Origin of the sequence: Flagellimonas lutimaris (assembly GCF_003581615.1) — a bacterium.
In the GTDB taxonomy this organism is placed as follows: Bacteria; Bacteroidota; Bacteroidia; order Flavobacteriales; family Flavobacteriaceae; genus Flagellimonas; species Flagellimonas lutimaris.
In genome coordinates, this window is sequence record NZ_QXFH01000072.1 from 440,851 (window position 1) to 451,698 (window position 10,848).

General features: G+C 40.6%; 7 protein-coding genes. 2 read left to right on the forward strand and 5 right to left on the reverse strand.

The annotated features are described in order from the left end of the window. Positions 1-179 precede the first annotated feature (179 nt). A complete protein-coding gene (locus tag D2V08_RS11840; protein ID WP_119608345.1) occupies positions 180-1,934 on the reverse strand; it encodes an ATP-dependent nuclease in 1,755 nt (584 codons plus the stop codon). Positions 1,935-2,275: 341 nt separating this feature from the next. Here D2V08_RS11840 and D2V08_RS11845 point away from each other — a divergent pair, with 341 nt between their 5' ends. Beyond that, positions 2,276-2,554 (forward strand): hypothetical protein, encoded by a 279-nt coding sequence (locus D2V08_RS11845; protein ID WP_119608346.1) that lies wholly within the window; start codon positions 2,276-2,278, stop codon positions 2,552-2,554. Between the two features lie 38 nt (positions 2,555-2,592). Here D2V08_RS11845 and D2V08_RS11850 read toward each other — a convergent pair whose 3' ends face one another. The 3 genes from D2V08_RS11850 to D2V08_RS11860 all read right to left on the reverse strand — a co-directional run bounded on the left by D2V08_RS11850 (position 2,593) and on the right by D2V08_RS11860 (position 7,226). Next, complete coding sequence (locus D2V08_RS11850) at positions 2,593-4,269, reverse strand: hypothetical protein (RefSeq protein ID WP_119608347.1); 1,677 nt, start codon at positions 4,267-4,269, stop codon at positions 2,593-2,595. A gap of 95 nt (positions 4,270-4,364) precedes the next feature. Beyond that, complete coding sequence (locus D2V08_RS11855; RefSeq protein WP_220473402.1) at positions 4,365-5,285, reverse strand: leucine-rich repeat domain-containing protein; 921 nt, start codon at positions 5,283-5,285, stop codon at positions 4,365-4,367. Positions 5,286-5,348: 63 nt separating this feature from the next. After that, positions 5,349-7,226: a tetratricopeptide repeat protein gene (locus tag D2V08_RS11860; RefSeq protein ID WP_182835529.1), complete on the reverse strand. Its 1,878-nt coding sequence runs from the start codon at positions 7,224-7,226 to the stop codon at positions 5,349-5,351. A gap of 311 nt (positions 7,227-7,537) precedes the next feature. Here D2V08_RS11860 and D2V08_RS11865 point away from each other — a divergent pair, with 311 nt between their 5' ends. Continuing rightward, positions 7,538-9,100: a thiol-activated cytolysin family protein gene (locus D2V08_RS11865; protein ID WP_182835530.1), complete on the forward strand. Its 1,563-nt coding sequence runs from the start codon at positions 7,538-7,540 to the stop codon at positions 9,098-9,100. Positions 9,101-9,296: 196 nt separating this feature from the next. On the opposite strand, the gene D2V08_RS11870 is transcribed toward D2V08_RS11865, so the two are convergent. Next, a complete protein-coding gene (locus tag D2V08_RS11870) occupies positions 9,297-10,754 on the reverse strand; it encodes a Gfo/Idh/MocA family protein (RefSeq protein WP_119608350.1) in 1,458 nt (485 codons plus the stop codon). Between the last annotated feature and the right edge of the window lie 94 nt (positions 10,755-10,848).

The following is a 10,848-nucleotide window of genomic DNA, read 5'->3' on the forward strand; positions in this document are numbered from 1 at the left end:
TTTCGAACCGACCGAAGGGAGTGTGAGAAACCGGAATGGTTACAGGAGATTTCTCAATCGTCGCCGTGCTCCTCATGTCGAAATGACAATGGAAGGTGTAAACCAGGCGCCCCACAAGATAGAATTATTAACGTAGTAGATGCCTTTAATTTGTTTGTCTTACAGTCAAGTAATAAGAATTATTCGCTATTGGGATATGTGAATTTTTGGTTTGATTCAATCTTGTTTAGCACTTCGACTACTTCTGAATTGATTTCAGACTTTTTAATATTGCGACTTATTTTGAATGAGTTGAGGGAAACACCATAATTTTTATGTGTCCATTTACTAAGTTTTTTAATTGTTTTCTTCCCTGGAATTAAACATAATTTCTTTTCCCCCCAGCTTCCAGAAACTATTTCTCTTGCTTTTGAATTAACAGTTTTAATTGATAAACTTCTGTCTCTTTGTGAAATCTCTGTTGCGTAGTTATCGGTTACTTCTTCTTTAAAACTATCGGCTATGTTATCAATTTTATCTTCTATTTCTTGCTTAGTTATTTGGGTCTTTTTATCATTATCTTGGATAATTCTTAGTATGGCATCTGGTATAAGTAAATAGTTTTCTATTTCTTTTCTTTGCCATATGTGCAAATTTATATCATGTTTTTGGGCCTCTTGGTATCTTTTAATTTTGTCTTCATCTACGTGATAATCGGAATCCAGTATACAATATGTTTTAATGTCTATTTTACTGTCTTTAAAAACTTTATTTGAGCCAATTACTCGTTGCCAACCTCCCCAACCCTCAACAAAAGTTTTGGGAATTGTATCAATTGGATCATTGGTATTCTCATACAGGACATCTCTAAGGATTCCTAATATTTTTGTATCATCGTTATCTCCTTCAACGATTAAAAACTTCTTATGGGAAAACATTCTGGCGATTTCCAAATTATGCACACTACCGATATTTTCGATTATTTGTTGGACCACAGGTGAATCAATTGCATAATCCAATCGTTTTTTTGATGAATCAACTGGCAATATGTTATCCGGCTCTACTTCCGACATTATTTCAACAGAGTGAGTGGCAATTATTATCTGCTTATATTTTCCCTTTAATAACCGTATCAGCTTTCTTTGCAAATCAGCATGCATATAAACATCAGGTTCATCTAAAATTACGGTTGAATTATCGCTACTTTTGCTTAGAAACCACATGGTTTGGAGCCACATTTGAAGCCCATGTCCCATCCAACCAATTTCGGCTGAAAAGTTACTATCTGTAATAATTAAACTAAGAGGTCTGCCTTCGAAGGCAGTTCTCCCATTTAAATCTCGTACACCTAAACCTTTCCAAGTTGATTCTGCTAATTCTTTGAATTTTGGAAAGAACTCATAATTATATTTGATTTGATTTCTAAAGTGTCTTGAACTAAGATATGTATCTATTCCTGACTGTACTGTTTTATACTTTAAGACAGTTTCAGACTCTTGTAATGGTGAAATTTGAGGCAGAATATTAACTTCCCGAATATTAATTCTTCTTGCTTGTGATTTTGATGATACAATGTTGCCTTTTTGATCATATATTACTGCAAAAACATCTGCTTCCTCACCTACATAAATTTCAAACTTTGATTTATTACTGAAATTTATGGTTAAAATTGCAGGTGAATCACCATACATATGAAACAAGTTTTTTGTAGAAATGTTTAATTGAGCAATCGAAGGGGAGACCCCAACATATTTAGGGTTTAAGTCTAGCCAATCCGGTGAAACTTTATAATTTAAATTTGTGCATCTTGAAGCAATAATTGCAATTATCCTAAGAACTTCAATTAAGGTTGACTTGCCAGCATTATTCTTGCCAACAAGAATTGAAATATCTTCAAAATCAACTATTGTCAATTCGAAACATCTATAATTTTCTATTTTAAGTCTTCTCAACATTTTTTATGCAATCCATTTTATGATATGACCCATTAAGTCGACGTATACCGAAAAGGTTTTGTCAAGCTACTAAATTTCACCGAAAATTCCTTCAAAAACAATATGCTAACCAAAGGAGTTGTAAGAAGTTATCAACGAACCCCTATTTCTTGTTTCCGGATAAAATGTATATTTGGAGTGCGAAACGTATTTATTTTATTGCCCTCCAACCTCTACATGTCTTAAATAGAAGATAAAGGATAGGCAAACGGGTGCAAGTCCCGAAGACCACTCAGGGCATAGCTTTGATACGTTTCGCGGTGACCTATCCTCATTTGTTTAACTTTTTTAATCACTCTATTATGCGAAACGGAGAAGGTCAAGAAAAAAACTGCCCCCAAGGCAGTAGCGCACATGCGCAAAGCGTTCCCAAAATTTCCCACATGCTCAGCCCGGCCCAAGTACAATTGCTAGACTACGCCGATGCGCTGGATGGTCCCCATCTGGTAAAATCCCTAAAACTGCTGCACGATATTGCCGTGTACCACTCTACCGAACCTATTGATGAGGAAGAAAAGGACGCACTCTACCTTATAAAAGGGCTGTGGGAGTGTGTTGAGGGTATTGTTGGCGAAGGGTGAAGGGTGGGAGGGCCTTTGCGCCCTCTTTCCTGTTGTTTTTATTCTGTAATGATCTTTAAATGGTCCTTGGAGCCCGTCATTTGCCAATGGCCCAACGAAATAGGGATGTTGCCGATACTGTTCAGGGTATCAAAAAAGTCTTTCGGGGCAAAGGGTTCGCCCTGTAGCTCTTTTTGTCGGGCATAATCGGCCAAGGCAGCTTCCAACAAATATTTACCGGTTATGTAACTGGAGCCATACCCGGGTTGGCGCAAATAGAGGTGTTGCTCAAAAATGAGCAGTTCCTTTTCGGTTTTCATCCACCCGCGCGGCGTGTATTCACTGTGAATCCCTCCGGCTTCTTCCATGGTCATTTCGTTGGCGTGGGCATATAACGATCCCAAACCTCTGGCCGCACGCTGCGCAATCATAATATAAACGATTTCTTTGGTTCGTGGGCTATCGTCGTACAGACCCGCTTGCATAAACATTTCTTCCACGGCGGTGGCGGTTCCCTCGTTTCTCGAATCCCAAATATTATATAATAAAGGGCCTTTTCGTATCTCACTTTTATGGGGTTCAATATCCATGCGGGCGAGTTCAAACCAATGGTAAAAATGGGAGTATAGCGGTCTGGCATCATAATGCTCGCCAATGGAGAAGAAATTACGGGTCTCCTTGGGTATAAATTCCCCCAAATGTTCGCGCAGGGCAGGGTCAAAATAGGGTTTTACGGTAACAATGTCCTGTTGTTCCAGAAAATTGATCAAACTTTTGGCAGAGGCATCCGCCATTTTATCATAAGCTTCTGGGGAGTCTGCAGCAACCAACTCAGGTAGGTTTCTGTTTCTGTGCTCTTCCAATTTTAACGAAGCCCAAGCACGGGCCAGCTCACGTTTTAGGATCATTACTTCGTCCTCCCAAGTGAGGGGCACCAAGTGTACATTTTGTAAATACCAGGTGTAATTGTCCTTGCCAATGCCCGAAGGACCGGTTTTGGATTCAGATTCGGCCTGTAGCCAAGAAACAAGGTCGTTGGTGGACGCTATGGCATCATCGATAACGGCAACCAGTTCGGCATCGTTTGTAACCGCATCCTTCTTTTTTAACTCGGTGAGCACCACACTCTGGTTTTGGATGTCCCGAATACCGGTTACCCATAAATCCCGGGCATTTCCCGTCAAGTTTTTCTTTGCTTGGGTATTGAGAGGTGTAATTTTATTTAGGTCGCTCAGGAGTCTAGATCGTTCTTCAGTGGATAAGGGAAAGTCATAGGTCCACAGTTCCGTTGTGCCATGGTTGGTCGGCCCCTCATGGGCGGGCACATCGCTTTTGGCGGTCCAAACCGCTTTGTAAAAAGCGGGGTCGCGCACCCAAGGTTTTAAGATTCGATGGTTAAAATCGTAGCCGTTCATTTCGGCCCAAACAATCATCCAATCCACTTGGTTTTCCACGGACCAGTTGGTGGTGTCGATTGCTTGTAAGCTTGCCTGCAATTCTTTGAACCTTGGCCAGCGTTTGTCAAAGGTCTCCGAGGTATAATCGGGCGCACCGTCCAAAAGTGGAGGATTTTCAAATGTTCTCCATTCTTTGAACAGGGAAACCAAGTCTTGATACTCGTTGGAAGTGAAATTTTCAGTTTTGGTCGAGGTTTCTGTGGTGCTTTCTTTCTTTTCGGTTTGACAGCTCATCAGGAGCATTGCTACAAAAGATAGGAGGGTGGTGGTTGTTTTCAAGTGGTTGAGTTTTTATTGGATTTCAAGTTCGGCGAAATATCCTATAAAAACAAAAGTTCGTTTAAATGGTTATGGGTTTTTTAATATAGGAACGCTTATTCACAAACCTCGTTCAGTTCTTGGTATTCGGATAAGGACACCGTAGGTATTTCCTGCCCGCCCTGTATTTTAATACAGCTCAAATCCAGATTTCTATCTACTCGTAAATCGATAAGTGATGTATTCTGGCTCACATCCAAACTGGTCAGTGCATTGGAAGAGGCATAAAAATACATCAAGTTAGGATTGTTTTCGAGATTGATATGATCTAAGCTATTATTGGAAATCACTACAGTTTCCAAGAACGGATTGGAGCTTAAATCCACCGTGCTCAGTTGATTGGTCGTCAACAAAATACTTTTTAGGTTGGGTGCTCCGGTGGAATCGAAGGATGTTAATTGGTTATCGCTCATCAGCAAATGTTCAATGGATGCATTGGTCATACTAAAATCCTCAAAGTAGTTATAGGATACGTTCAGCTTTTTAAGTTGACTTGCATGTTCCAATCCAGTGATGGTATGCAGTTCGTTTACCAATACTTCGATTACTATCAAATTTACATTGTTGCTGATATCCATAGTGGTCAAGTAATTGTTCTGAAGGTACAAGGTGTCCAATTTTGTATTGGAACTTAAGTCGATGTCTTCAATATTTTGTCCAGCTGCAGATAAAAAAGTAATGTTTGTGAACCCTTCGATACCCGTAAGGTTTTCGATTTCGCCAAAGTGACTGTTAAGGTTTAAATCCAATCGCTGCACTTGCTCGGCATCTTCTCGCAACATTTGCCCGTTAACGGTACCATCGGTATCCACGCCTTGATCAATGAGTATTTGCTCAAAATGATTGTCTGGAATTAAAAGGTATTGATCGTTTACCAAACTATCGCTCGAATTATCGTCGGAACACGAGCCAATGAGAAAAAGGGTAGAAATAAAAATTAGGGCAAAGCATGCATTTGCCATTTTAGAGGTTAGCATTCTGATTGTTTTTTGATGATGAGTACATATGACTCAGAAACATCAAAAATGTTACATTAATTTTTAAATGGCGTTCAAGAAATCATTGAGGTCGGTTGCTTTGTCCAGTCCTAATTTCTTCTTTAAACGGTATTTGGATTTCAGGATACTATCTGGCAATACATTGAGGGTAGCGGCAATTTCTTTGGTAGTGAGATTCATGCGTAAAAAAGCCGCCAAGCGGATTTCCTTTTCGGAGATGTCCGGGTAAATGGTTTTTAACTTTTGGTCAAAGTCGTTATGGACCTCGGAAAAATAGGTTTTAAAGACTTCCCAATCCTTATCGGAGGCATTTTCTTTTTTGAGCAACATTACCATACGCCTAAACTCCATTTTAAACTTTTCGGGGGAATTTTTGATGTTCTCCAAGTTCTCCATCAACTCTTGGATAAAGGTGTTCTTTTGCACTAAGTGCAGGGTCTGGCTGGTGAGTTCCTTCTTCTTGTGGGCGATTTCCTGTTTGTAGATTTCTTCCTGCTTTTCCCTGGCAATCTTGTTTTTCTTTATACGTTGTCGGTAACCAAATACCAATAATCCGGATAGGGCTAGGGCAGAGGCCATGCCTCCTGCGTAGAGTCCTTTGGTGAGTTTGTCTACTTTGGCTTTTGCGTTCAAGGTGTTGATTTCCTCTACTTGCAAAGCGATTTCGGCTTCTTTTCTTTCAGTCTGAAATATAATCCGCAGCTCTTCAATTTCCTTTATTTTTTCCAGATTCAATAGGGAATCACTCAGTTCTAAATACTGTTTGTGTGACTTTAGGGATAAAGGAAAATTGCCCAAAGCCTCATTTGCTTGACTTTCTAGCTTCAAGGCATTTTTTAAAATGGACATATTGTCCGTATCAAGAGCATATTTTTTCACTTCTGCTAGAAGGTTTTTTGCCTGTTTGGGTTTTCCGAGAGAAATATAGGCCTCAGCCAGTTTGTTTCTCGCTATCGCTATTCGTCTATTGGCATTGATGGTCGATGCAATTTCAATGGATTGGTTTAAGTGTTCAATGGCATTTTGGTATTCATTCATTTGAATATATGTGGACCCCATATTAGTTAAAGCGGCAGCTTCCAATGCAGAAACTTTGGCAACTTTGGATTTAACGATACTTTTTTCAAAATAACTCAAGGCCGCTTTTTCATTTTTCAGAGACTTATACATCACACCGATATCGTTTAGAGCTTGCGCTTGGTAATACGTATCATTATAATCCTCATAAATGGCAAGGGCCTTTTTGTTGTAATCGATGGCCATCTGATGATTTTTTAAATTGTGCTCCAAGGTGGCCAAATGATTGTAAGAATCTGCAATTCTGATGGAATCCTGTAATTTTTCGAAAAGCTTTAGCCCTTTTAAAACGTTTGCTAAGGCAATGGAATAATAACCTTTGTTCTGATTGATTGTGCCCTTGAAATCATATGCCAAAGCAGTGCCCATAGTGTCTTTTTGCTTAATTGTAAAGTCGAGATCAATATTATTTATACTATCGGCCTTATTTAAATTACCTTGACTAAATTCAAGAATGGCCAAACCTCTACGGGCCTGTGAAATGTGTACTTTGTTTTCTATTCTTTCTGCAATGTCCAAACTCGAATTGTAGTAATACCTCGCCGAGTCCAATTTATCTAAGTTGTTGTATACAATTCCCAACTGGTAATAGGCAAGTGAAACTCCTTCATCATAGTTCAACTCTGTGGATAATTGAAGCTCCATACGGGCAAACTCCTTCGCTTTGTCGGGATTTCGATACATATAATAGTTGACGATATTGTTGGCCGTTTTAACCTTTATAGTATCGAGTGGTTGAATGTTCAACACCGATAGTAAACTGTCAATATTCATTTTATTTTGACCTGTGGCCCAGCAAAAAGGAAGTAAAAAAAACAGAATCGAGGTTGTTATTGTTTTCATATCATATTGGTTGAGGTTCAGAAAGATACCTATTATATCCATTGTATAGTAGGATCCCTTGTATGTTAAAAATGACTTTGTCCATACAAAATCCATGTTTTTCCTACCTCAAACTCTGGTAAAAACTTCTGTAAAGGATTGATATTATTGATGCTAATCGATAAAAGGCGTGATTTGAAAAAATGGGTTGTCCATAGCTGTTTTGGATGTTGTCCTCCTATCCTGTCCATACTTTGTCCATACTCAAAAATAGGTTTGAGGGATGTATGACTCTAATTTCGAGCCTGTTGAACCTCAAAAACCAAATAATTATGAAAACAACACAATCACATTTTAAAGCCGGTATGTATATATTGGTTTTCAGTTTAGCTCTTATCATTGTTGCTAGCTGTAGCAAAGAAAGTACCGAACCTGGCCCAGAGCAAGGTGAAGAACAAGAGGAATCCGAAGACATTAAAACTTACCTCAACAATCTAAGTTATAATCCGGATGAAATGTTGAACGTACAATCCGATACCGGAACTAGCTCGGAAAACTTGGACAGTTCTGCCGGAACAGCGGCTGGTATAACTGTAAATTGTAGTACGGATTCTTACAATATTCGTTCAAATTTTGAAAACGTTGCCATTTTTGACCCCGGATTGGGTGTGATTTATCCAGGAGCTTTGGTAAAAGGTAACTCGGGAATGCTGGATGGTGTCCCGGAACCGTTACAAGTGCCTCGTGCACCTGCCAAGTTAAGGGTGCTCTTACCTGGAATTGGCTCAGGCGGGAATGTCACCGTAGATAATCCGAGTTTCACCAATGTGGATGCCAGTATTGATGAAGTATTGGAATACTGGAACAGTGAAATTGCAACTCAGGGCTATGAAATTGACTCGGATGCGTATTTTGAATCAACCACAGCCTATTCTTCACAACAATTCAGTCTCGACTTGGGGGTAAGTGCCGAATGGTCCAAAGGTTCATCATTCGAGGGACAATTTCAGTACGGTACCTCAACAACCAGTAATACAGCGGCCGTTTTGTACCGTCAAGTGTTTTATGACGTAATCATGGAGTCGCCAGCAAGTCCCGCATCCGTATTTGCAGATGATGTTAGTCTAGCGGATATCGAATCTGTAATTAATGCAGGCACACCACCGGCGTATGTAAGTTCTGTTTCTTATGGTCGTATTATTATGATTCGATTGGAGGCCGAAGAAATTATTACCACCGTCAATTTAGCTGCTGCGTTGGAGTATGCTGCGGTTTCAAAAAAAGGTGAGGTCGATGTAAATTCGGATTATGAGGAAGTATTGGAAAAATCTACTATTAGTGTAGTGACCATAGGTGGTAATGCAGAGGTTGCTTCGCAAGTTATTACCGGTACAAGCCTTGAAGAAGGACCGGGAAGCCTCAATGATGTAATCGGTGGTGAAAATGCCCTGTACAGTAGGGACAACCCCGGTGCTCCCATTGCCTACACCATTAAGTATTTAAAGGATGATAAAATTGCCAAAATGGGGTACTCCACGGACTACACCGCTACAACTTGTTCTGCTGAGGACTATTTCCACGACAAAATTAAAGTGATCAATGATTTTGATGTAAAAAATATACGTGTTAAAATCAATTATGACGGAGGAAGTGATTTGCCCGCCGATACTGAATGGCAGAAAGGTGAGTTCATTACCATAAAAGATGAAACTGAAATGGAATTTCAGGTGCCACCCGGGGCATATAATGTAGATGTAACCATTGACTATTATAATTTTGGTTGGAACGACCTCGTTGATGAGGAGTTGGGCTATGTAGGCTCTAAGAAATGTTATAGGGCTTATAACCCTTCAGGTTTTGAAAATTCAGCTTACGACAACAATTGTAAGGACTAAGGAATTGTAATGTGCAGTCGGCCGCTCAAGTGGGGTTCAACCATTTGATGCCGGCTGTTTTTATTCTTGTGAAAGAGGGAATCTACATAAAGATTTCTCGTCGCTACGCTCACTCGAAATGAGATAGAATTTATAAATACCAGAAACAAAAATGGCCACAATACGCGGCCCTTTAAATATTATAAGGATTAATAATCTACATTTCCCAACCTTCACGATAGGTGCGGGTCACAAATTGGTTGGCATCATCAAAATTGGTGATGTTCATGTTCTCACCATCCCAAAGCAGTTTTTTACGACCATAAAACTCCATGTTGCCTTTATCATTTTCTCTACGTAGCATATAACTACGTATGGCCAAGTTACCCATTAACACGGTTTCTGTCATAGGGCCGGCATAATCAAAAGAGGAGGTCAAGCCTTGGTGCTCCTCGCTACCAAACCCTGCTTTACAGGCATCTACCCATTTGCGTTGGTGACCATATTCAGGCTCTAACATTTCCTCTACTTCCGGACCAAACTCGGTAACACCGTTGCTCATATACAATTTTGGGGTCAAAGGTGAACTGTCGTTAATGTTTGTAGAAATTACCCCGTGCTCGCCATGAATCAAAACACCATTATAACTTCCAGGTCCCCCTATATCGCTATCTGCAGGAATAATGTCGGGGTGGGACGGACGTATGCCTCCATCACTCCAGGTCATGGTCAGCGGAGCCGCGGTTTTGTCTGTAGCTTCGTAATTTAAGGTGATGAATGAAGAGGGCGGACAACCTTCTGGATGGTAATCTGGATTCCACATTTGCGAGAATACGGTTCCTACACTACATTCTGCTGCCGTAGGATAACCCAACTTCAGGGTTCGGTATGGAATATCGATCAAGTGACAGCCCACATCACCTAAAGCACCTGTTCCGTAGTCCCACCAGCCTCTCCAATTAAATGGATGAAGATTTGGCGTATAAGGACGAATAGGAGCAGGCCCCAACCATAAATCCCAAAATAAATCATCTGGCTTGCTGGATGGGTCTGCAGCTGGCATTGCATTGCCTTGTGGCCACACCGGGCGGTTGGTCCATATTTCTACTTTGGTGATTCTTCCCAATGCTCCTGAATCCACCCATTTTTGTACCAAGCCTATTAGCGGATTAGATGCTCCTTGGTTGCCCATTTGGGTCACTACTTGTTTGTCCCGGGCCATTTGTGTCAGCATTCTTGCTTCACGGATGTTGTGGGTCATGGGTTTTTGTACATACACATGCTTGCCGCGCTCCATGGCATTGGCAGCAGCAGGTCCATGCACGTGGTCTGGAGTACTTATGGTGACTGCATCAATGTCTTTAACTGTATCTAGCATTTCACGATAATCATTGAACAATTTTGCTTTTGGAAAACGCTCCACGGATTGTTTTGCTGAGCCCGAAAAATCCACATCGCAAAGCGCGACAACATTTTCACGGCCATTCACGGAGGCGTTGGCAATGTCGGATGCCCCTTTACCACCGGCACCAATGGCGGCAATATTTAAACGGTCGCTGGGGGCTAAAAAGCCCGGACCGCCCAACACGTGGCGTGGCACAATAAAAATACTGGAGGCCAGTGCGGTGTTTTTCACAAAGTTTCTTCTACTGGAGGAGGGGGTTGATTTTTTCATGGTTTTGTTTAGGTTGGCTTTATTTTTAATTGCTAAACAAGATAGGAAAAAATGAAGGGAACGGCTGATGTGATTTTGTGATGGGTATAAAATT